The organism is Roseovarius confluentis (assembly GCF_002917925.1).
Taxonomy (GTDB): Bacteria; Pseudomonadota; Alphaproteobacteria; order Rhodobacterales; family Rhodobacteraceae; genus Roseovarius; species Roseovarius confluentis.
This window is the reverse complement of record NZ_PPFE01000006.1, coordinates 205,212-225,356: the sequence shown is the minus strand read 5'-3', so window position 1 is coordinate 225,356 and position 20,145 is coordinate 205,212. Positions and strand designations below refer to the sequence as shown.

Below are 20,145 nucleotides of genomic sequence, written 5' to 3'. Positions count from 1 at the left end.
AGACGGGGCCGTCAAGCTCTCCCGCCGCCGTCTTCGCCTCTTCCGCGCGCAAAACGACACGCCCGTCCGATACAGGCGCCCCGTAAGAGCGCAGCAAGGCCTTCGCCTGGTATTCATGGATGTTCATGCGGATGTCCCATCTGTCTGTGCGTTTGCCTCTGGTATAGCCACAGGATGAAGCGGGACTTAACCCCTTTCGTTACCTGCCCCACGATTTGCGGCGAATTTCCGCCTTTTGTGATCACACGATTTTATGCTGTGATCACAAATGAGCGCATTGATATGCAAGACGAATCGGGTGGCTTGCAGTGTCGGGGGCTGCGTGCTGAAACGAAAAACGCGCGGGCCGATCCGGTCCGCGCGTTCAAAGCACAGGCTATGGGCCGGGGTTCAACCGAGCGGACTGTGCAAGAACGATGGTAAATTCGGTATTTTGGTTCCATAGGAATTTTCAAGCTCGGTATCTTAGCAAGTAGCCAGACACGATCGAGAGAATGCTACCGATCAAGAATGGCGAGGACACCAAGAGTGCACTGAACCCCAGTGAAACAAAGGTTGGGTTTCCGCCACTGATTGCGAAGCCGAAAAAAGACGTGACAAGGATGATAAGCCACACTAGCGCGAGCAGACTTGCTATTCCGAAGAGGGTTGATCCGAAACTTGTCCGAGCTTTATCGGGACCGAAGAATAAAAAGGTCAATCCGATTACTGCCGGCAAACTCAAAGCAAGGGTTAGAGATATCAAGAAAGTCATATAAGAATAAAAAATGCGCGCCCGAAGGCGCGCATTCAACACGTGGGTAAGGAAAACCTGACCTTATCCGAGCGAGCTGTCGATGCCCTTGCACGCTTCGACCAGGCCTTTCACGGCCTTGACGGAGGTGTCGAACATTTCCTGTTCGTCCTTGTTGAGCTTGATGTTCACGATCCGCTCGATGCCGCCGGCGCCGATCACGGTGGGGACGCCCACATACATGCCCTTCAGGCCGAATTCGCCGTCGCAATGGGCGGCGCAGGGCAGGACGCGCTTTTGATCCTTGAGGTAGGCTTCGGCCATCTCGATGGCCGAGGTGGCGGGCGCGTAGAAGGCGGAGCCGGTTTTCAGCAGGCCGACGATCTCGGCGCCGCCGTCGCGGGTGCGCTGCACGATCGCGTCGAGTTTTTCCTGCGTGGTCCAGCCCATGTCGACAAGGTCGGGCAGGGGGATGCCGGCGACGGTGGAGTAGCGCACGCAGGGCACCATGGTGTCGCCGTGGCCGCCCAGGACGAAGGCGCTGACGTCCTTCATCGAGACATTGAATTCCAGGCTAAGGAAGTGGCGGAAGCGGGCGCTGTCCAGCACACCGGCCATGCCGCAGACTTTCTCGGCGGGCAGGCCGGAGAATTTCTGCAGGGCCCAGACCATCGCGTCGAGCGGGTTGGTGATGCAGATGACGAAAGCGTCGGGCGCGTTGGCGGCGATGCCTTCGCCCACGGATTTCATGACCTTGAGGTTGATGCCCAGAAGGTCGTCACGGCTCATGCCCGGCTTGCGCGGGACCCCGGCGGTGACGATGCAGACGTCGGCGCCGGCGATGTCGGCGTAGTCCTGCGTGCCCTTGAGCGCGGCGTCGAAGCCTTCGGCAGGGCCGGACTCGGCGATGTCGAGCGCCTTGCCCTCGGGGGTGCCTTCGGCGATGTCGAAGAGGACGACGTCGCCCAGTTCCTTGATGGCGGCGAGGTGGGCGAGCGTGCCGCCGATTTGTCCGGCGCCGATGAGGGCGATCTTGGGTCTGGCCATGGAAATTGATCTCCGGTGGGTTTGTTTTCGCGCTACGGGGTAGTCGCAAACCGGGGTCAATTCAAGGGCGCTGCGCCGCGGCGCAGCGGTGACGGACGGATGCGGCGCGGCGTGGACGCCGAAAGCCGTTGGAATTTCAGGTATTTAGGGCGCGCGGCGCGGGTGCATTGAATTGCATGCGCCCTAAAAGGCCAATGGCGAATCTTGGGGGGCGGTGCGCCGTGTCAGGCGTCGTCGCCGTCGACCGGAAGCACCTCGTCCAATGCCTCGAACGACTGGCCGCTGGCGACAAGGCAGGTCACGCCATGGACCGAGGTCACGGTGATCGTCCAGGTGCCGGTCTCGGAGGAGGCGAACACCTCGACCACCGCATTGTTGGCGCCGAGGCCCATTGACTGCCGCGACTCGCCGTACTTGGACGCGAGCCGGTCGACGACCGCATCGCGCGGCGCGCAGTTCGCGGCGAAGGCGGGACCGGACAGACCCGTGGCCACGAGCGTGGCGATCATCATCAGTGTGGTCTTCATCGTCTTACCCTTTCAGCTATGGGTCCCTGCCGTTTTTCTGGTGCAGACAGCGTGGAGGCGACCGTACCAAGCCAAGGTTAATGGACCGTTCGCAGCGCCCGGGAGGTGCGCGAAACAGGGCCATTTCTGCATCGCGGCGAGAAAGGCCTTGAACTTTCGTTCCAAAAATGGCGAATTCCCGCGCAAGAAAATTTCGACCAGACAGCGGGGCACGCCATGGACCTGACCACCCATCCTTACCGATCCGTTCTTTATATTCCCGGCTCGAAGGAACGGGCGCTGGACAAGGCGCGCACCCTGCCCACCGACGCGATCATCTTTGACCTGGAGGATGCCGTGTCGCCCGATGCCAAGGCCGAGGCGCGTCAGACGCTGGCGCAGGCGTTGAGCGACGGGGGCTATGGCAACCGCGTGAAGGTCGTGCGGATCAACGCGCTGACCACCGAGTGGGGGTTCGAGGATGCGCGCGTGCTGGGCGATGCGGGGGCGGACGTGATCCTGCAGCCCAAGGTCAACACCTATGCGGATGTCGACAACCTGTCGGACCTGATCGGCACCGAGATCCCGATCTGGACGATGATGGAAACCCCCGCCAGCGTGTTCAACGCCCGCGAGATTGCCGCGCACCGGCAGGTGACGGGGCTGGTGGCCGGGACGAACGACCTGACAAAGGAACTGGGCTGTCGGTTCCGCGCCGACCGGATGCCATTGCTGGCGTCTCTGCAGATGATCGTGATGGCGGCGCGCGCGGCGCGGGGCGTGGTGGCGCTGGATGGTGTCTATAACCGCTTCCGGGATGGCGACGGTCTGAAGTCGGAGTGCGAGCATGGCCGCGACCTGGGGTTCGATGGCAAGACACTGATCCACCCCGACCAGATCGAGATTGCCAACACGGCGTTTGCGCCCACGCAGTTCGAGATCGACATGGCCATGCGCCAGATCGAGGCGTTCGAGGAGAGCAAGAAGCAGGGGCAGGGTATTGCCGTGGTGGACGGGCAGATCGTGGAAAACCTGCATGTCGTCGCGGCGCAGCGGACGCTGGCGAAGGCCGAGGCGATTGCACAGATGGCAGCGGAGTAGATCATGGGATTGCTGATCGCAGGCGTGCTGCTGTGGACCGGCGCGCATTTGTTCAAACGTATCGCTCCCGGGCCGAGGGCGGCGATTGGCAACGCGGGCAAGGCGGTGATCGCCGTGGTGCTGCTGGTCAGCATCTGGATGATGACCAAGGGCTACCAGGCGGCGGATGGCGCGGTCTTCTGGGGGCGGCACCCGATGACGGTGGGGATCAACAACCTGTTGATGCTGCTGTCGGTCTACATGTTCGCGGCGTCGGGCATGAAAACCACGCTGGCGCGCAAGATGCGCCACCCGATGCTGGGTGCGGTCAAGGTCTGGGCGCTGGCGCACCTGTTGGTGAATGGCGACGTGCCGTCGTTCATCCTGTTCGGCGGGCTGCTGGCCTGGGCGGTGATCGAGATGATCGTGATCAACAAGGCGCAGCCGGAGTGGGTGCGCCCCGACCCGGCGCCGAAATCCAAGGAAATCGCCGCGGCGGCGGGCAGTGTCGTGGTCTACGGCCTGATCGTGGCCGTGCATTACTGGCTGGGCTATCCGGCCTTTGGGTGAGCAGATGAAACTTTATCGATTCCTCTCGGCCGATGACACCTCGGCCTTTTGCCACAAGGTGACCGAGGCGCTGAACAAGGGGTGGGAACTGCATGGCAGCCCGACCTATGCGTTCGACGCGGCCAACGGCGTGATGCGCTGTGGGCAGGCCGTGGTGAAAGAGGCCGACGGCGACTACAGCCCCGACATCAAGCTGGGAGAGCAGTGAGCATGGCCAAGACCAACGCGGGGCGGTTCTTCGAGGATTACACCGTCGGTGACGTGATCCCGCACGCGGTGCCACGCACAGTATCCGGGGGCGAGCGGGCGCTGTACCACGCGCTCTACCCGGCGCGTCACGCGCTTTATTCCTCGGACGAGTTTGCGCGGGCCTGCGGCTTGCCCGCCAGCCCGATCGACGATCTGGCGGCATTTCACATCGTTTTTGGCAAGAGCGTGCCGGATATCTCACTGAACGCTGTGGCGAATTTGGGCTATGCCGAGGCACGGTGGCTGCGGCCGGTCTATGCGGGCGATACGCTGCGCTCGGAATCCGAGGTGATCGGGGTCAAGCAGACCTCCAGCGGCAAGACCGGTATCGTCTGGGTCCGGACCACGGGTCTGAACCAGCGGGACGAGCCGGTGCTGCAGTTGGTCCGCTGGGTGATGGTGCGGAAAAAGGATGTGGACGCGCCTGCGCCCGAGCCGGTGGTGCCCGAGACTGCGCCGCATGTGGCCGCAAGTGACCTGGTGATCCCGGCGGGGCTGGATTTTTCGAACTACGACCTGACGCTGGCGGGTGAGCCGCATCGCTGGGGCGATTACGAGGTGGGCGAGACGATCGACCACGTCGACGGTGTGACCATCGAGGAAGCCGAGCACATGATGGCCACGCGCCTGTGGCAGAACACGTCGAAGACGCATTTCGACGCGACCCAGCGCGAGGATGGCAAGCGGCTGATCTATGGCGGGCACGTAATTTCCATGGCGCGCGCGCTGAGCTTCAACGGGCTGGCCAACGCGCAAATGATCGCGGCGATCAACGCGGGCAGCCACGTGAACCCGTGCTTTGCCGGAGATACCGTCAGGGCATGGTCCGAGGTGCTGGACCGCGCCGAGACCGACGCGCCGGGTGTGGGCGCGCTGCGGTTGCGGCTGGTGGCCACCAAGGGCGGCGACACGTTCAGCCTGCGCGGCGAGGACGGCAAGTACCTGCCCCATGTCCTGCTGGACCTGGATTACTGGGCGCTGATGCCGATCTGAGGCACGGGGCGGCGTTTTCAGTTTGTTAACACGTGGCCTGTAGCCTTCTTTCCAGTGCGAAAGGAGGTCGCCATGCCTGATCCAACGCCCCGTGAAGGCCCGCAGCTGCGGTGCCTCGTCCTTGAAGACAGTGCCCATGACCAGGAGATGATCCGCCGCGCCATGCGCGGGGCACGGGTGGAGGCGGAACTGGATTTCGTCTCGACCATCGAAACCGCGCGCAAGGCGCTGTCGCAATCCCGCTATTCCGCCATCCTGTGCGACAACAGCGTGCCCGATGGCTCGGGCAGCGAGTTTGCCGGTGAACTGGCCGGTGAGCCGGAGCTGTCGGACGTGCCGATCGTGATCGTGTCGGGCTGGCCGTCGCCCTTCATGTGGGACAAAGCCCGCGCGGCGGGCCTGTGCGTGATCGACAAGACCGACGACCCGATGCGCAAGCTGCGTGATTTCTTCCGCGAAAGCGTGGGCGACCTGATTACCCGGCGCGTGGCGGGGCCGATGCGACGCAGCGCCTGAAGGCGGGGCAACGCGAATGTGAGCCGCGCCCAGAGCGGTTTTTCTGGGCAGCGGCACCGGATCGGCGCATGCTGTCGGCATGCTACGCGCGCTCCTGTGTCTTTGGCTGACGGCTGTCGGGGCTGGCGGCGCGGGGGTGTCCGTCGCCGCCTGCGAGGTTGCGCTTGTTCTGGCGGTGGACGTGTCCGGGTCGGTCGACGAAGGGGAATACCGCATCCAGATGCAGGGTCTGGCCGAAGCGCTGCGCGATGGCGCGGTCAGCGAGGCACTGGTCGTGGGCGAGGCGGCGGTGCTGGTGCTGCAATGGACCGGCACCTCGCGCCAGCGCGTGATGGTGCCGTGGCAGCGGATGACCGATTTCGACGCGGTCGAGGCGTTGGCGGCGCGGATCGAGAGCACGCCGCGGGTCTGGCGCAACTTCTCCACTGCCATTGGCGAGGCGCTGGAGGTCGGCGCGGCGCAGTTCGCGGATGTGCCCGACTGCAAAAAACGGGTGATCGACGTGTCGGGCGACGGGTCGTCCAACGAAGGACCGGAGCCGCGCGCGATCCATGGCCTGCTGACCGAGCAGGGGATCACCGTCAACGCGCTGGTCATCGAGGGGGCGGAGCCGATGATGACCGAGTATTTCTGGGAAAACGTCATCCATGGGCCCGGCGCGTTTGTGATCACAGCCAACGATTATGCCGAGTACCCGGCCCGAATGCGCCGCAAACTGCTGCGCGAAGTCACCAAACCCATCTCGAAAGCGCGGGGTGATTCCTTTGCGCCGCATTTGTGATCACGCACTAGAGTATGTGATCACGAAAACTACTTTTGCGACGAAATGCCTGCACTATTTGAAAAATACGGGTTTGCAGACGCCCCGGATGATTGGATAAAACGAACTCAAATCGCGGGGCAGGCTGGCTCACCCGGGTCGGCGCCACATCGCGACGAGAAAGGGAATGCCAATGGCAGACGTCAATCGCGGCAACCGGCCGCTTTCGCCCCACCTCACAATCTATCGCCCGCAGCTGACGTCGATGACGTCGATCCTGACCCGGATCACCGGCAACGCGCTGCTTGTCGCCGCGCTGTTGACGGTCTGGTGGCTGCTGGCCGCCGCGACCTCGGCCGATTATTTCGCGACCGCCGACGCGGTGGTGACCAGTTGGTTCGGTGACCTGGTGATGTTCCTGTCGCTCTGGGCGCTGTGGTATCATACGCTGGCCGGTGTGCGGCACCTGATCTGGGACAACGCGATGATGCTGGAAGTCGATAAAGCCGAGATGCTGGGCTGGATCGCGATCGGCGGATCGGTCGTGCTGACCATCCTGACCGTGCTGTTCATCTGAAGGAGGCCCCGGACATGCGTTACCTGACAGACCGCAAGCGCGCCGTGGGCCTTGGCTCGGCCAAGACCGGCGTGCATCACTTCTGGGCGATGAAGGTGCAGAGCGTCGCGCTGTTGATCCTGATCCCGCTTTTCGTGTTCACCTTCGGCGGAATCCTGGGCAGTTCCTTCGAGGAGGTCACAGCCTATTACGCGCGGCCCTTCCCGGCCATCGTCGCGGCGCTGACGCTGGTCGTCGGCTTCAAGCATTTCGCCGACGGGTGCCAGGTGCTGATCGAGGACTATGTGCATGGCACGGCGCAGAAGGTCACGATCATACTTGTGACGTGCCTGAGCTATGGCGCCATGGCGACGGGGCTGTTCGCGATCGCGCGACTGGCGCTCTGAGAGATATTCAAGGGCAGGGCGCGCGCCGCCTTTGCCCGTATGAGACCATATAGCCGGGGCCGGCATGGCCCGAGCAGACGAACCGGAAAAGGCACGAAGCATGGCGGCTTACGAATACGAGACACATGATTACGACGTTGTTGTGGTGGGCGCGGGCGGCGCGGGGCTGCGCGCGACGCTGGGCATGGCCGAACAGGGCCTGCGCACGGCGTGCGTGACCAAGGTTTTCCCGACGCGGTCGCATACCGTGGCGGCGCAGGGCGGCATCGCAGCCAGCCTTGGCAACATGGGCCCGGACAGCTGGCAGTGGCACATGTACGACACCGTGAAGGGGTCGGACTGGCTGGGTGACACGGACGCGATGGAATACCTGGCGCGCGAGGCGCCCAAGGCGGTCTACGAGCTGGAGCATTATGGCGTGCCGTTTTCGCGCACCGAGGAAGGGCGGATTTACCAGCGCCCCTTCGGCGGCCACACGACCGAGTTCGGCGAAGGCCCCCCGGTGCAGCGGACCTGTGCCGCGGCTGACCGGACCGGTCACGCGATCCTGCACACGCTGTACGGTCAAAGCCTGAAGAACAATGCCGAGTTCTACATCGAGTATTTCGCCATCGACCTGATGATGAGCGAGGACGGGCAGTGTACCGGCGTCGTCTGCTGGAAGCTGGATGACGGCACGATCCATGTGTTCAACTCCAAGATGGTCGTGCTGGCCACGGGCGGATATGGCCGCGCCTATTTCAGCGCGACGTCCGCCCATACCTGCACCGGCGATGGCGGTGGCATGGTGGCCCGCGCGGGGCTGCCGCTTCAGGATATGGAGTTCGTGCAGTTCCACCCCACCGGTATCTACGGTTCGGGCTGCCTGATCACCGAGGGCGCGCGGGGCGAGGGTGGCTACCTGACCAACAGCGAAGGCGAGCGGTTCATGGAGCGCTATGCGCCCAATTACAAGGACCTGGCGCCGCGTGACTATGTCAGCCGCTCGATGACGATGGAGATCCGCGAAGGGCGCGGCGTGGGCGAGCACGGCGATCACATTCACCTCAACCTCAGCCACCTGCCCGCCGAGGCGTTGAACCTGCGCCTGCCGGGGATCTCGGAATCGGCGAAGATCTTTGCGGGGGTCGACGTCACGAAAGAGCCGATCCCGGTGCTGCCCACGGTGCATTACAACATGGGCGGCATTCCGACGAACTATTGGGGCGAGGTTCTGAACCCCACCAAGGACGACCCGCATGCCGTGGTGCCGGGCCTGATGGCCGTGGGCGAGGCGGGCTGTGCGAGCGTGCATGGTGCGAACCGGCTGGGGTCCAACTCGCTGATTGACCTCGTGGTGTTCGGCCGGGCCTCGGCCATCCGCGCGGGCAAGGTGGTGAACCCCGACAGCGCGGTGCCGGCGACGGACACGGGACAGGTGGACAAGGCGCTGGAGCGCTTCGACAGCGTCCGTCACGCCGATGGCGGCACGCCGACGGCCGAGCTGCGGCTGGAGATGCAGCGAACGATGCAGGAGGACGCGGCCGTCTTCCGCACGTCCAAGACCTTGTCCGAGGGCGTCAAGAAGATGGACGCGATCGCGGCCAAGATGGGCGACCTGAAAGTGACCGACCGCAGCCTGGTGTGGAACAGCGACCTGATGGAGACGCTGGAGCTGACCAACCTGATGCCCAACGCGCTGGCCACCATCGCCGGGGCCGAGGCACGCAAGGAAAGCCGTGGTGCCCACGCGCACGAGGATTTCTCGAAGCGCGACGACGAGAACTGGCGCGTGCACACTGTTGCGCGGGTGGATGGCAAGTCGGTCGAACTGAGCTATCGTCCTATTATTGAGGACCCGCTCACGACCGAATCCGAGGGTGGGATCAATTTGAAGAAGATTGCACCCAAGGAAAGGACATTCTGATGACATCCGCAAAGTTATTCGCGGCCGCGCTGTTGGGGCTGTTGCCCTCGGCGGAACTGGCGCAAGCCGGCACTTTGGACGCGGCAACGACCAAATGCATTTTCGACACGCCGGGCGGGGAAAACCTGCACGTCACGGTAAAATATGACGCGAGCAACCGCGCGACGATGCTGATCCGCAAGAAGCCGGGTGCGACGGATGCGACGGTGCAGGCGTACCGCGCCTGTGTGACGGCGAACACAACGGCCACCGCTGCGCGCGGCAAGCTGGTGGCGCCTTCGGACCCGGTCGTCGTGCCGGCGGGGAGTGTCAAGCCGGTGCGCGTCCTTCGCCAGAAGAGCGTGAACGCGCTTTGCCCGCCTCATGCGCCAGTCCTCTATCGCGGGACCATCTATTGCATCGGCAACCCCTACTGATGCCCAAGGCCGCCACGCATATCACGGCAGCGCCCGCCCGTCCGGCGGGCTGGCCGCGTGCGCGGGGGCGGCATTACCTGGATGTGCTGGAGGTACTGCACCTGACGCGTGCGCCAGAGTGGTATCTGGAGATTGGCGCGGGGCGGGGGCATTCGCTCGAGCGGTGTCCGGGCAAGGCGATTGCCGTCGACCCGGCCTTTCGGCTGGGTGGCGACGTGACCGGCGACAAGCCCGCGCTGCATTTGATCCAGAAAACCAGCGGCGATTTCTTTGCCAGCGGACGGGCGCGAGAACTTGCGCCGCGAATCGACATGGCGTTCATCGATGGGATGCACCTGTTCGAGTACGTTCTGGACGATTTCATCGCGACGGAAAAGCTGTGCCACAAGGATGCGACGATCCTGCTGCATGACCTTGTGCCGTTCTCGCCCGCCGCCGCCGAGCGGGAGTGGGACCCCGAGCGCACCAAGGGCTGGTCGGGTGACGTGTGGAAGATGACGCTGATCCTGCGCGAATACCGCCCCGAACTGGCATTTGACGTGCTGAACCCGCGGCCCTGCGGGCTGGGGATCGTGACCGGGCTGGACCCCGAGAACCGGGTTCTGGAGGACGCGCGGGACGAAATCGTGGAGAAATTCATGGACCTGACGATCGAGGGTTTCGGGCCGAAGAACCTGAGCCAAATCATGCAGATGCGCAAGGTCGAGGACGTGCTGCCGGACCTGAAGGAAATGGAGGTGGCGGAATGAGGTTGCTTGCCATTCTTGCGCTGCCACTGCTGCTGGCGGGGTGCGATGCGGCCAACGACGCCGCCGACGCGATCGCGCGGGAGCGGGCGAAAACCGTGGTCAACGGGATCGTCGCGCGGCGCTTTCCGGGCGTCACGGTGGCGCCCGTCACCGACTGCATCATCGACGCGGCCTCGGCCGGGGAAATCATCTCCATCGCGCGCGATTCCGTCGGCGGGGTTCAACCCGCGACGGTCGAGCTGGTGGTGGACATCGCAAGCCGGCCCGAGTCGGTTCAATGTATTGCTGAAAACGGTCTGGTCCTGCTGGGCCGCTGAACGGAGAGGAAACGTAAATGGTACAACTGACGCTTCCGAAGAATTCCCGGATCACCAAGGGAAAGACGTGGCCCAAGCCCGAGGGCGCCAAGAACGTGCGTAAGTTCCAGATCTATCGCTGGAACCCCGATGACGGGAAGAACCCGCAGGTCGATACGTACTTTCTGGACATGGACAAGTGCGGGCCGATGGTTCTGGACGCGCTGATCAAGATCAAGAACGAGGTCGATCCAACGCTGACCTTCCGCCGGTCCTGCCGCGAGGGGATTTGTGGGTCTTGCGCGATGAATATCGACGGGATCAACACGCTGGCCTGCATCTATGGTCTGGACGAGGTGAAGGGCGACGTGAAGATCTATCCGCTGCCGCACATGCCGGTGGTCAAGGATCTGATTCCCGACCTGACGCATTTCTACGCCCAGCACGCCAGCATAATGCCATGGCTGGAAACCAAGACGAACCGCCCCGCGAAGGAGTGGAAGCAGTCCATCGAGGACCGCGAAAAGCTGGATGGCCTTTATGAATGCGTGATGTGCGCGTCCTGTTCGACCGCCTGCCCCAGCTATTGGTGGAACGGCGACAAGTATCTTGGACCGGCGGCGCTGTTGCACGCCTATCGCTGGATCATCGACAGCCGGGACGAGGCGACGGGCGAGCGGCTGGACGATCTGGAAGATCCGTTCAAGCTCTATCGCTGTCACACGATCATGAACTGCGCCAAGACCTGTCCCAAGGGGCTGAACCCGGCCAAGGCGATTGCCGAGATCAAGAAGATGATGCTGGAGCGTGCGGTGTAATGAGCAAGCCGCGTCCCGAGTTCGATTTCAAGTCGAAGGAAGAGTTTCGGGACGTGTGCCGCCACCTGTCGGGGCGACTGCACTATCTGAACCGGACGGCGATCGGGGAGAGCAAGTTCGTCAGTGAACTGGCGGGACTTGTCGAACGCGCGGGCAAGGTCTTTGACGACCATTGCGACGACAAGGAGGTCTTCGCGGCTTTCGGCTATGGCTGGGAGCCAGGCACCTTGTCGCGCGACGAGCGGCCGCTGGCGCTGTTCGGGTTGCTTTATCCCGAGGTGGGCTCTGACGCGTCCTGATCGAGCAGGGACAGCAGATCGGTGATGCGGTCCAACTGCCCCGGCTTGGCCCGGGGCACAAGGAATGCGTCGAGCGCGGCATCGCGCGTCTGCACCATGGCGATAAGCGTGGCACGGCCCGCCTCGGTCAGGTGCACATGCTTGAGCCGTTTGTCCGTGGCATCCGCGACGCGGCGGATCAGCCCGTCTTTTTCCACCCGGTCCAGCAGGCGTGACACGCCGTATTGCGGCAGCATCAGGCTGTGTTCCAGTGATTTCGCGGTCTGGCCATCCTGGCCCGCGTCAAGTGCGGCCAGCGCATCCAGCACGTCGAGTGGCGGCAGGCCTTCGGCCTTGAGTGCGGACTCCAGGTGGCTCTGAAGGCGGCGGTGGGTGCGCGACAGGACCTGCCACGCGGAAAGGTTCTGGGGTGTTCTGCTCATGGCCGGACCATAAATGCAGGTGCATTTGGGGGGCAAGGGGCGTTTGCCGGCCTGCACGAAATCTGCGCAACGGGGGCGGGGGCGTCTGCACGGGGGCCTGCGCAAAAGGGAGCATCGGAATATGAAATGAGAGGACATTCCAATGCTGCGTTCCCCCGGATTGCGGTTCATCATCGTGGGCCTGCTGGTGCTGCTGATGACCATCCCCGTGTTTTTCGTCGGTGCGATCATCGACAGCCGCGCCGATTACAACCGCCAGGCCATCGCGTCGGTCGGGCAGGAGTGGGGCGGGCGGCAGCTCTTGTCCGGCCCTGTCCTGATCATCCCGGTGCAGGAGACCGTGATGTTGCGCGAACGTGAAGAGGTGATCGACCCGGCGACCGGCGCACAGAGGCTGGATGGCGACGACCAGCCGGTGTTCCGCTTCAGGCAGGTGGAACGGACGCTGCGCCGGGATCCGGTTTATGTCTATCCCGACACTCTGGACCTCGGTGTGGAGAAGACCACGCAGGAGCGCAGCCGGGGCATCTTCTCGGTGCCGGTCTACACGGCCAAGGCCGCGGGCGCGTTCGATTTCAACGCCGAAGAGGCTGAGGCGGCGTTGCGCGGCGAGGAGGTTCTGCTGTGGGACGAGGCGGAGGTGCGGGTTTACGTGAGCAGTAACCGCGCGCTGCGGGGCGAGACGCGGCTGATGGCCGATGGCCGGGCGCTGGAGATGGAGCCGGTGGCGGGTGAAAACCGCTATATTGGCGGGCTGCGGGCGCCGACGGGGGACCCGCGAGAGATCGGGGCGTTCGATCTGAAGATGGGGCTGAACGGGGCCGAGGCGCTGTCCTTCACGCCGGTGGGACGCGAGACGCGGGTGACGCTGACCTCGGATTGGCCGCATCCGGAATTCCAGGGCGCGTTCCTGCCAGACAGCCACGAGGTGCGCGAGGACGGGTTCGAGGCCAATTGGGTGATCCCGCACCTGGCGCGCCCCTTGCCGCAGGTCAGCCGCGAGAACCAGAACGAGGTCGCGCGAAGCCAGTCGAGCTTTGGCGTCGGGCTCTACCAGCCGAATGACTTCTACCAGAAGGCCTATCGCGCGGCGCGGTACGGCATCCTGTTCATTGGCCTCACCTTCCTGACGATTTTCCTGGTGGAAGGGCAGACCAAGCGGCCGACGCACCCGGTGCAGTATATCCTGATCGGGCTGGCGCAATCGGCGTTCTTCCTGCTGATGCTGGCGCTGTCCGAGCAGGTGGGATTCGCGATGGCCTACCTTGTGTCAGGGGCAGCGACCGTGGGGTTGGTCACCGCCTTTGCGGCAACGGCGCTGAAGCTGGGCCGTCGGACGCTGGTTGTGGGCGCGATGCTGGCCGTGCTTTATGGCGTGCTCTACCTCATTCTGCGCAGCGCGGACTATGCGTTGCTGGCCGGGTCGATCCTGCTGTTCGCAGCCATCGCGGGCACGATGTTCGCCACGCGGAACGAGAACTGGTACGGCGAGCCGCGCACCGGCCCGCGCCGGGGGTGGTTCCGTAAGGCGGAGCCGCAGCCTGAGGCGCCACAGCCCACAAGCTGACGCGACGTTTCCTTCCATGAGGCGGGGCGGCCGGGTTAGGCTGCCCCGCAAATGTGGGAGGGATCATGGTGAAGACCGATATCGCGATCGTGGGCGGCGGGTTGGCCGGCCTCGTGGCCGCGTATGAGGCGGTGAAGCGCGGGCGCAAGGTGGTGCTGCTGGACCAGGAAGGGCCGCAATCCCTGGGCGGGCAGGCGTTCTGGTCGCTGGGCGGGCTGATGATGATCGACACGCCGGAACAGCGGCGCATGGGCATTCGGGATAGCCGGGACCTGGCGGCGCAGGACTGGATGGGCAGCGCGCAATTCGACCGACCCGAGGATGCGAACCCGCGCCGCGTGGCCGAGGCGTATCTGGATTTCGCCGCGGGGGCGATGCGGGGGTATCTGCACGATCTCGGAATGCGCTGGTTTCCCGTCGTCGGCTGGGCCGAGCGGGGCGGGGCCAAGGCCGACGGGCACGGCAATTCGGTGCCGCGCTTTCACGTGACCTGGGGGACGGGGACGGGCGTTGTTGCCCCGTTCGTGCGGCTGGCGAAAGAGGCGGAGCAGGCGGGCAAACTGCGGTTTGCGTTTCGGCATCATGTGACAGGGCTGGACGTGACCGATGGGCGGGTGACTGGGCTGCGTGGGGATGTGCTGGCCGAGGATGACGCGGTGCGCGGGGCCTCGACCAGCCGTAAGGTGACCGGGCAGTTCGAGATGCAGGCCGAGAGCGTGATCGTCGCGTCGGGCGGGATCGGCGGGGACCACGAAAAGGTGCGCAAGTTGTGGCCCGTGGACCGGCTGGGCCCCGCGCCCAAGGTAATGGTGGCGGGCGTGCCGGATTACGTCGATGGCCAGATGCAGGACGTGGCCAAGGCCGCCGGGGCCGGGGCGATCAACGAGGACCGGATGTGGCATTATTGCGAGGGGCTGAAGAACTGGGACCCGATCTGGCCCAACCACGGGATACGGATTTTGCCCGGGCCGTCCTCGATGTGGTTCGACGCCAACGGTGTGCGGATGGAGGCGCCGTGCCTGCCGGGGTTCGACACGCTGAGCACCTTGAGACGCATCCTGTCCACGGGTCATGAACATTCGTGGTTCATCCTGACGCAGAAGATCATCGAGAAGGAGTTTGCCTTGTCGGGGAGCGAGCAGAACCCCGACCTGACCTCGGGCAAGTGGCGCGAGGTCTTGAAGGAACGGCTGGGCAAGGGGGCGACGGGCGCGGTGGAAGCGTTCAAGGCGCATGGTGAGGATTTCGTCGTGGCACGGGATTTCGAGACGCTCGTCGAGGGCATGAACCGGATCACGCCCAACGCACCTCTGGACGCCGCTTACTTGCGGGCGCAGGTGGCGGCGCGGGATGCGCAGCTGAGCAATCCGTTTGCCAAGGACTCGCAGGTGACCGCCATAAGGCAGGCGCGGGCCTATCGCGGCGACAGGCTGATCCGCACGGCAAAGCCTCATGCGATTCTCGACCCCGCCAATGGCCCGCTGATTGCCGTGCGGCTGAACATCCTGACGCGCAAATCGCTGGGCGGGTTGCACACCGATCCGGAAGCAAAAGTGCTGCGCCCGGATGGCAGCGTGCTGGACGGGCTTTACGCCGCCGGCGAGGTCGCGGGGTTCGGCGGCGGGGGGTATCACGGGTACAACGCGCTGGAGGGGACCTTCCTTGGCGGGTGCATTTTCTCGGGGCGCGCGGCGGGGCGAAGTGCCTGAAACTGATGTAGCGAAAACACAGTTCAAACTGTGTGGAAAAATTCATCGGTCGGCATGCAAAAACTCTTGCGCGACTCACGGTTTGGCCCCATGTGCGCATTCAGACGCCAACGCACGCGCCTCTGTCCCGAAGGCCTTATACCCCAGCGGTTACGTAGCGACGGTAACGTCTCTGAACTGAACCTCGCGGCCCTCGCCGCCTCGTGACCTTTGGAGATGTCCATGACCGCTTTCGTCACCGACCTGTCGGGTGATTTCCGCCATGCTTGCGCCGCCCGTATCGAGGGCTTCCTGCGTACCACCACGTTCGATCGCCCGACGCTGGTGATCGACACCGAAGTCGTGCTGCAGAACTATCACGCGCTGGCGCAGGGGCTGGGCGATGCGCATATCCACTACGCCGTCAAAGCCAACCCCGAGCCGCAGGTGATCGAGGCGCTGGTGAACGCCGGCAGCCATTTCGACGCGGCCAGCCGCGGCGAAATCGAGCTGTGCCTGTCGCAGGGCGCGCGGCCCGAGGAGATCTCGTTCGGCAACACCGTGAAGAAACCGGGCGATATCGCGTTCGCGCACCACGTGGGCGTAACCCTGTTCGCGGCGGATGCCGAAGAAGAGCTGGACAAGATCGCCGAGCACGCGCCGGGCGCAGAGGTCTATATCCGCCTGATCGTCGAGGCGTCGGGCGCGGACTGGCCGCTGACCCGCAAGTTCGGCTGCGCGCCGGATCACGCCGTGGCGCTGATGGACCATGCCGCTGCGCTGGGCCTGCGCCCGGTGGGCGTGTCGTTCCACGTCGGCAGCCAGACCCGCCAGACCGCCATGTGGGCGCCGGTGCTGGACCGGATCGCCGATGTGTGGCGCGCCGCGCACGAGGCCGGCCACGCGCTGGACCTGCTGAACATCGGTGGCGGCTTTCCGGCCTTCTATGGCGAGGAAATCGCGGCGCCGGCGATCTATGCAGCCCAAGTGCGCGAGATGGTGGCCGAGCGTTTCGGCGACGTGCCGCGCGTGATGGCCGAGCCGGGCCGGGGCCTGGTGGCCGAGGCCGGCATGATCGCCGCCGAGGTGGTGCTGGTGTCGCGCAAGTCGCCCGACGACCTGCACCGCTGGGTGTACCTGGATATCGGCATGTTCTCGGGCCTTGCCGAGACCATGGACGAAGCGATCCGCTATCAGTTCGTGACCGCCCGTGACGGCGAGCGCACGGGCCCCTGCATCCTGGCCGGGCCGTCCTGCGACTCGGCGGATGTGCTCTATGAAAAACGCATGATCGACCTGCCGCTGGGCCTGAAGTCGGGCGACCGGGTGTTCATCCGCAGCTGCGGTGCCTACACCTCGTCCTACTCCAGCGTGGGTTTCAACGGCTTCCCGCCGCTGGACGTGGTCGTGCTGTAACTGCCCCCCGATCCGGGGCGGGCCGGTTGGCCTTGCCCCGCGGGACAGTGTAAGACCCACGGCATGTTCATTGTCGTGGGTCTTGTCATTGCGTTCATACTGGTGGCGATTTACGCGCGCCCCAAGATGCGCAATTGCCGCTGGCGCGAAGACCGTGGCGCGTCGAAGCCGGGGCAGACGGCATTTCGCTGTGCGTTCTGCGGAGCGCGGGCCTTTACATCGGATGGCAAACCGCCTTTGGATTGCTTGAGGAACACGCCGCAATCCTGAGGACCCCATGCCGGAACCCACCGATGCCGATGTGCGCCGGGCCGTGAAGCCCGTCGTCTGTTATCCCAACGAGACCCTGCCCGTGCCGGATATGGACCTGTACCGCACCGCGCGGGACGGCGCGGAAAAGGTCGGTGAGGTGATCGCCCCGCCGCGGGAGGCTGCCTGCTTTCGCGTGGCGGCGGGGCAGTTCTTTCGCATCACCAGCGTGGATGGTCCGCAGGTGGGGGACCTGAACCTGTGGAACGCCAATGACCTGGGCGAGCGATTCTACTCCGGCAAGTCGCGTGCGCTGCACGGCACACACCTGACGACCGGTGAGCGGATGTGGTCGAGTTTTCCGTATCTGAGGCCCATGGCGACGATCGTGGAGGATACGCTGGACTGGTACGGGATCGACCAGTACGGCGGGTCGGTGCATGACGTGATCGGCACGCGCTGCGATCCCTATACCGGCAATCTGCTGGCCGGGTCGCAATATCACCATTGCTGTCATTCCAACCTGACCCGGGCGGTGGCGGACGAACTGGAGATGTCGCTGGAGGAGGCCGAGCCGCTGGTGCATGACGTGTTGAACGTGTTCATGTGCACCGGGTTCACGCGGGACACGGGCCAGTATTTCATGAAGGCCAGCCCGGTGCGGCCCGGCGACTACCTGGAATTGTTTGCAGAGGTCGACCTGCTGGGGGCGTTGAGCGCCTGTCCGGGCGGGGATTGCTCGGCCGAGCATTCCAGCGACGCGGCGGCGTGCTATCCGCTGAAGGTCGAGGTTTTCGCGCCGGCGGAGGGGGCCTTGGGCGATTGGGCCAGCCCGCCGGTGAACGGGTATGACCGGACCCACGGGAGATAGCGGCATGGACCGGGTCGAGGGTGGGTGCCTCTGTGGGGCGGTGCGGATCACGGCGGAAGGCGCGCCGGACCGGGTGGGGTTGTGCCATTGCCTAGACTGCCGCAAGCATCATGGCGCGGTGTTCTTTGCCGCCGCGATCTTTCCCGAGGCGGCGGTTGCGATTCGGGGTGAGACGCGCGACTGGGACGGGCGGCATTTCTGTCCGCGCTGCGGCGGGTCGGTGTTTTCCGTCAGCGACGGCGAGGTGGAGGTCCATCTTGGGGCGCTGGATGCGCCGAACGTGTTCCAGCCGACCTACGAGTTGTGGACCGTGCGGCGGGAAGAGTGGTTGCCGGCAGTGCCGGGTCTGGCGCGGTTCGAGCGGGATGAGACGTAGTGTCCCGCGAAATTCCTAACGACGTGTGAAGAGTGCGGACCGCGCGGAATCGAGGCGCGCTTGCGCGCCGCCGCGCGATCGCCAGACCGCCCGGACGGGCTGGCGATTGGGGGACGTAAGCGCTTCAATTTGATGTTTTGCGGAGGTGGCAGGGATAAAGTGCCTTGAACGACCGTTGGATCGCCACCCCGCGGTCTGGCAATCGCGCGGCACCGTAACCGCTTGCCCCGGCGAAACGAAAAAACCCCGCCGAGGCGGGGTTCGTTCAGCAGAACCAGATCGGGATCTCAGCCTTGACGGGCCTTGAAACGCTTCTGGGTCTTGTTGATCACGTAGACGCGGCCTTTGCGGCGCACGACGCGGCAATCGCGATGGCGGTTCTTGAGCGAACGCAGCGAGTTCCGGACTTTCATCACTCGTCTCCAATGTCGTGGCGCGGGGCGCCGGGTTGCGGGTGCACCGGCCAGGCCGGGCAGTGAATATGGTGGGCGATACTAGGATCGAACTAGTGACCCCTTCGATGTCAACGAAGTGCTCTACCGCTGAGCTAATCGCCCTGATACCGGAGTGGCATGGCCCCCAACGAATAGGGGCGCGGAGAACCGCGCCGGTGAGGCGTGTCTATAAAAGGAGTCGGGAAGGGGATCAAGGGCTTTTAGAACCTGATTTTCAGACTATTATGTTCCGGCAGGAGAGAGAATGCCCAAAGCCGCGTTTACCCTTACACATCCTGAGCGTCGCACGACCTCGGTGGTGTTCGCATCGCCCCATAGCGGGCGGGATTATCCGTGGTCTTTCGTGCGGCGCACGAACCTCAATGAACTGAGCGTGCGCAGTTCCGAGGATGCGTTCGTGGACGATCTGTTCGAGGCCGCGCCGCGCAACGGGGCGCCGTTTATCAAGGCGGGGGCGCCACGGGCCTTCGTGGATCTGAACCGCTCGACCGAGGAGCTGGACCCGGCGCTGATCGAAGGGGCGCGGCGCACGGGGCACAACCCGCGCGTGGCCTCTGGCCTGGGAGTGATCCCGCGCGTGGTGGCCAATGGCAAGGCGATCTATTCCGGCAAGATCACGATGGACGAAGCGCAAAGGCGCATCGACACCTATTGGCGGCCCTATCATGCGGCGCTGAAAACCCAGCTGGATCAGGCGCTCGGGCTTTTCGGACAGTCGATCCTGATCGATTGCCACTCGATGCCGCACGAGGCGATGGATGCCGTCGCCCGCAGTGGGGCGCGGCGCCCCGAGGTGGTCCTGGGCGATAGGTTCGGCGCGGCGGCGAGCGACGACGTGGTGGACCGGATCGAGGCGGCGTTCAGTGCCGCCGGGCTGAATGTGGCGCGCAACGCGCCCTTTGCCGGGGCCTTCATCACCCAGCATTACGGCCGCCCGCAGGAGAACCGGCACGCGGTGCAGGTCGAGATCGACCGGGCGCTTTACATGAACGAGAGGCTGATCCGGCCCAATGGCAATTTCGAGGCGTTCAAAGCCGTTCTGGAGGGCGTGATCGCCCAGATCGCCGAGGTCGGACGGCCCAAACCGCAGCAGCTGGCCGCCGAGTGAGGCGAATCGAAGCTTAACGGCGCAGGGTTCCCGAAATCCGCATCGGTATCGCGTCGGTATGTCCGACTGTATCGCGACGGTGCGGCGTGCCG

At 64.5% G+C, this 20,145-nt stretch carries 25 protein-coding genes and 1 tRNA gene; 20 read left to right on the top strand and 6 right to left on the bottom strand.

Annotated features, from left to right (window positions below; genetic code table 11):
- The 3 genes from C2I35_RS15095 to C2I35_RS15085 all read right to left on the bottom strand — a co-directional run.
- Positions 1–127: ATP-grasp domain-containing protein (locus C2I35_RS15095; protein ID WP_342749721.1), on the bottom strand; the 127-nt coding region annotated here is incomplete at its 3' end.
- Positions 128–817: 690 nt separating this feature from the next.
- Complete coding sequence (mdh, locus tag C2I35_RS15090) at positions 818–1,780, bottom strand: malate dehydrogenase (protein ID WP_103763872.1); 963 nt, start codon at positions 1,778–1,780, stop codon at positions 818–820.
- A 224-nt stretch (positions 1,781–2,004) separates the two neighbouring features.
- Positions 2,005–2,292 (bottom strand): hypothetical protein, encoded by a 288-nt coding sequence (locus C2I35_RS15085; protein ID WP_103763897.1) that lies wholly within the window; start codon positions 2,290–2,292, stop codon positions 2,005–2,007.
- Positions 2,293–2,523: 231 nt separating this feature from the next.
- Here C2I35_RS15085 and C2I35_RS15080 point away from each other — a divergent pair, with 231 nt between their 5' ends.
- The 14 genes from C2I35_RS15080 (at position 2,524) to C2I35_RS15015 (ending at position 11,901) form a co-directional block, all read left to right on the top strand.
- Complete coding sequence (locus C2I35_RS15080; RefSeq protein ID WP_103763896.1) at positions 2,524–3,387, top strand: HpcH/HpaI aldolase/citrate lyase family protein; 864 nt, start codon at positions 2,524–2,526, stop codon at positions 3,385–3,387.
- Positions 3,388–3,390: 3 nt separating this feature from the next.
- Positions 3,391–3,936 (top strand): NnrU family protein, encoded by a 546-nt coding sequence (locus C2I35_RS15075; RefSeq protein ID WP_103763871.1) that lies wholly within the window; start codon positions 3,391–3,393, stop codon positions 3,934–3,936.
- Between the two features lie 4 nt (positions 3,937–3,940).
- Complete coding sequence (locus C2I35_RS15070; protein ID WP_103763870.1) at positions 3,941–4,144, top strand: DUF1737 domain-containing protein; 204 nt, start codon at positions 3,941–3,943, stop codon at positions 4,142–4,144.
- A 2-nt stretch (positions 4,145–4,146) separates the two neighbouring features.
- Positions 4,147–5,178, top strand: a complete 1,032-nt coding sequence (locus C2I35_RS15065) for a MaoC family dehydratase (RefSeq protein ID WP_103763869.1) — start codon at positions 4,147–4,149, stop codon at positions 5,176–5,178.
- Positions 5,179–5,250: 72 nt separating this feature from the next.
- Complete coding sequence (locus tag C2I35_RS15060) at positions 5,251–5,694, top strand: response regulator (protein ID WP_103763868.1); 444 nt, start codon at positions 5,251–5,253, stop codon at positions 5,692–5,694.
- 79 nt (positions 5,695–5,773) lie between these two features.
- The gene (locus C2I35_RS15055; protein WP_103763867.1) at positions 5,774–6,475 is read left to right on the top strand and encodes a DUF1194 domain-containing protein; all 702 of its coding nucleotides are present in this window, start codon (positions 5,774–5,776) and stop codon (positions 6,473–6,475) included.
- Between the two features lie 172 nt (positions 6,476–6,647).
- Positions 6,648–7,031, top strand: a complete 384-nt coding sequence (gene sdhC / locus C2I35_RS15050) for a succinate dehydrogenase, cytochrome b556 subunit (protein WP_103763866.1) — start codon at positions 6,648–6,650, stop codon at positions 7,029–7,031.
- Positions 7,032–7,045: 14 nt separating this feature from the next.
- Entirely contained in the window at positions 7,046–7,417 is a 372-nt protein-coding gene (gene sdhD, locus C2I35_RS15045; protein ID WP_057793325.1) for a succinate dehydrogenase, hydrophobic membrane anchor protein, read from the top strand.
- A gap of 100 nt (positions 7,418–7,517) precedes the next feature.
- Entirely contained in the window at positions 7,518–9,323 is a 1,806-nt protein-coding gene (gene sdhA / locus C2I35_RS15040) for a succinate dehydrogenase flavoprotein subunit (RefSeq protein WP_103763865.1), read from the top strand.
- A complete protein-coding gene (locus C2I35_RS15035; protein WP_103763864.1) occupies positions 9,323–9,739 on the top strand; it encodes a hypothetical protein in 417 nt (138 codons plus the stop codon). Before sdhA ends, C2I35_RS15035 begins: the two co-directional genes overlap by 1 nt.
- A complete protein-coding gene (locus tag C2I35_RS15030) occupies positions 9,718–10,488 on the top strand; it encodes a class I SAM-dependent methyltransferase (protein WP_211286157.1) in 771 nt (256 codons plus the stop codon). Before C2I35_RS15035 ends, C2I35_RS15030 begins: the two co-directional genes overlap by 22 nt.
- Entirely contained in the window at positions 10,485–10,805 is a 321-nt protein-coding gene (locus C2I35_RS15025) for a succinate dehydrogenase (protein WP_103763862.1), read from the top strand. Before C2I35_RS15030 ends, C2I35_RS15025 begins: the two co-directional genes overlap by 4 nt.
- Positions 10,806–10,822: 17 nt before the next feature.
- Positions 10,823–11,602 (top strand): succinate dehydrogenase iron-sulfur subunit, encoded by a 780-nt coding sequence (locus C2I35_RS15020; protein WP_103763861.1) that lies wholly within the window; start codon positions 10,823–10,825, stop codon positions 11,600–11,602.
- Complete coding sequence (locus tag C2I35_RS15015; protein WP_103763860.1) at positions 11,602–11,901, top strand: hypothetical protein; 300 nt, start codon at positions 11,602–11,604, stop codon at positions 11,899–11,901. Before C2I35_RS15020 ends, C2I35_RS15015 begins: the two co-directional genes overlap by 1 nt.
- Here the strand turns inward: C2I35_RS15015 and C2I35_RS15010 are convergent.
- Entirely contained in the window at positions 11,871–12,323 is a 453-nt protein-coding gene (locus C2I35_RS15010; protein WP_170067229.1) for a MarR family winged helix-turn-helix transcriptional regulator, read from the bottom strand. The two genes, C2I35_RS15015 and C2I35_RS15010, sit on opposite strands and share 31 nt — an antisense overlap.
- Before the next feature lie 142 nt (positions 12,324–12,465).
- Here C2I35_RS15010 and creD point away from each other — a divergent pair, with 142 nt between their 5' ends.
- From creD to C2I35_RS14980, 5 genes are all read left to right on the top strand, one after another.
- The gene (gene creD, locus C2I35_RS15005) at positions 12,466–13,890 is read left to right on the top strand and encodes a cell envelope integrity protein CreD (protein WP_103763859.1); all 1,425 of its coding nucleotides are present in this window, start codon (positions 12,466–12,468) and stop codon (positions 13,888–13,890) included.
- A gap of 65 nt (positions 13,891–13,955) precedes the next feature.
- Positions 13,956–15,599, top strand: coding sequence for an FAD-binding dehydrogenase (locus C2I35_RS15000; RefSeq protein WP_103763858.1), 1,644 nt, complete (start codon positions 13,956–13,958; stop codon positions 15,597–15,599).
- Between the two features lie 222 nt (positions 15,600–15,821).
- Positions 15,822–16,994: a type III PLP-dependent enzyme gene (locus C2I35_RS14995; RefSeq protein WP_425442925.1), complete on the top strand. Its 1,173-nt coding sequence runs from the start codon at positions 15,822–15,824 to the stop codon at positions 16,992–16,994.
- A 277-nt stretch (positions 16,995–17,271) separates the two neighbouring features.
- A complete protein-coding gene (locus C2I35_RS14985; RefSeq protein ID WP_103763855.1) occupies positions 17,272–18,114 on the top strand; it encodes an urea carboxylase-associated family protein in 843 nt (280 codons plus the stop codon).
- A 4-nt stretch (positions 18,115–18,118) separates the two neighbouring features.
- The gene (locus C2I35_RS14980; protein WP_103763854.1) at positions 18,119–18,490 is read left to right on the top strand and encodes a GFA family protein; all 372 of its coding nucleotides are present in this window, start codon (positions 18,119–18,121) and stop codon (positions 18,488–18,490) included.
- Positions 18,491–18,777: 287 nt separating this feature from the next.
- Here C2I35_RS14980 and ykgO read toward each other — a convergent pair whose 3' ends face one another.
- Positions 18,778–18,903 (bottom strand): type B 50S ribosomal protein L36, encoded by a 126-nt coding sequence (gene ykgO / locus C2I35_RS14975; protein ID WP_025058716.1) that lies wholly within the window; start codon positions 18,901–18,903, stop codon positions 18,778–18,780.
- 69 nt (positions 18,904–18,972) lie between these two features.
- Positions 18,973–19,047 (bottom strand) — tRNA-Val (locus C2I35_RS14970).
- A 142-nt stretch (positions 19,048–19,189) separates the two neighbouring features.
- Here C2I35_RS14970 and C2I35_RS14965 point away from each other — a divergent pair.
- Positions 19,190–20,053, top strand: coding sequence for an N-formylglutamate amidohydrolase (locus tag C2I35_RS14965; protein ID WP_103763853.1), 864 nt, complete (start codon positions 19,190–19,192; stop codon positions 20,051–20,053).
- Positions 20,054–20,145: the final 92 nt, after the last annotated feature.

Bases quoted from the DNA above. Each gene is read 5' to 3' on its own strand.
- mdh (WP_103763872.1), bottom strand. From the start codon at position 1,780: ATGGCCAGACCCAAGATCGCCCTCATCGGCGCCGGACAAATCGGCGGC.
- C2I35_RS15085 (WP_103763897.1), bottom strand. From the start codon at position 2,292: ATGATGATCGCCACGCTCGTGGCCACGGGTCTGTCCGGTCCCGCCTTC.
- C2I35_RS15080 (WP_103763896.1), top strand. From the start codon at position 2,524: ATGGACCTGACCACCCATCCTTACCGATCCGTTCTTTATATTCCCGGC.
- C2I35_RS15075 (WP_103763871.1), top strand. From the start codon at position 3,391: ATGGGATTGCTGATCGCAGGCGTGCTGCTGTGGACCGGCGCGCATTTG.
- C2I35_RS15070 (WP_103763870.1), top strand. From the start codon at position 3,941: ATGAAACTTTATCGATTCCTCTCGGCCGATGACACCTCGGCCTTTTGC.
- C2I35_RS15065 (WP_103763869.1), top strand. From the start codon at position 4,147: ATGGCCAAGACCAACGCGGGGCGGTTCTTCGAGGATTACACCGTCGGT.
- C2I35_RS15060 (WP_103763868.1), top strand. From the start codon at position 5,251: ATGCCTGATCCAACGCCCCGTGAAGGCCCGCAGCTGCGGTGCCTCGTC.
- C2I35_RS15055 (WP_103763867.1), top strand. From the start codon at position 5,774: ATGCTACGCGCGCTCCTGTGTCTTTGGCTGACGGCTGTCGGGGCTGGC.
- sdhC (WP_103763866.1), top strand. From the start codon at position 6,648: ATGGCAGACGTCAATCGCGGCAACCGGCCGCTTTCGCCCCACCTCACA.
- sdhD (WP_057793325.1), top strand. From the start codon at position 7,046: ATGCGTTACCTGACAGACCGCAAGCGCGCCGTGGGCCTTGGCTCGGCC.
- sdhA (WP_103763865.1), top strand. From the start codon at position 7,518: ATGGCGGCTTACGAATACGAGACACATGATTACGACGTTGTTGTGGTG.
- C2I35_RS15035 (WP_103763864.1), top strand. From the start codon at position 9,323: ATGACATCCGCAAAGTTATTCGCGGCCGCGCTGTTGGGGCTGTTGCCC.
- C2I35_RS15025 (WP_103763862.1), top strand. From the start codon at position 10,485: ATGAGGTTGCTTGCCATTCTTGCGCTGCCACTGCTGCTGGCGGGGTGC.
- C2I35_RS15020 (WP_103763861.1), top strand. From the start codon at position 10,823: ATGGTACAACTGACGCTTCCGAAGAATTCCCGGATCACCAAGGGAAAG.
- C2I35_RS15015 (WP_103763860.1), top strand. From the start codon at position 11,602: ATGAGCAAGCCGCGTCCCGAGTTCGATTTCAAGTCGAAGGAAGAGTTT.
- C2I35_RS15010 (WP_170067229.1), bottom strand. From the start codon at position 12,323: ATGAGCAGAACACCCCAGAACCTTTCCGCGTGGCAGGTCCTGTCGCGC.
- creD (WP_103763859.1), top strand. From the start codon at position 12,466: ATGCTGCGTTCCCCCGGATTGCGGTTCATCATCGTGGGCCTGCTGGTG.
- C2I35_RS15000 (WP_103763858.1), top strand. From the start codon at position 13,956: ATGGTGAAGACCGATATCGCGATCGTGGGCGGCGGGTTGGCCGGCCTC.
- C2I35_RS14995 (WP_425442925.1), top strand. From the start codon at position 15,822: ATGACCGCTTTCGTCACCGACCTGTCGGGTGATTTCCGCCATGCTTGC.
- C2I35_RS14985 (WP_103763855.1), top strand. From the start codon at position 17,272: ATGCCGGAACCCACCGATGCCGATGTGCGCCGGGCCGTGAAGCCCGTC.
- C2I35_RS14980 (WP_103763854.1), top strand. From the start codon at position 18,119: ATGGACCGGGTCGAGGGTGGGTGCCTCTGTGGGGCGGTGCGGATCACG.
- ykgO (WP_025058716.1), bottom strand. From the start codon at position 18,903: ATGAAAGTCCGGAACTCGCTGCGTTCGCTCAAGAACCGCCATCGCGAT.
- C2I35_RS14965 (WP_103763853.1), top strand. From the start codon at position 19,190: ATGCCCAAAGCCGCGTTTACCCTTACACATCCTGAGCGTCGCACGACC.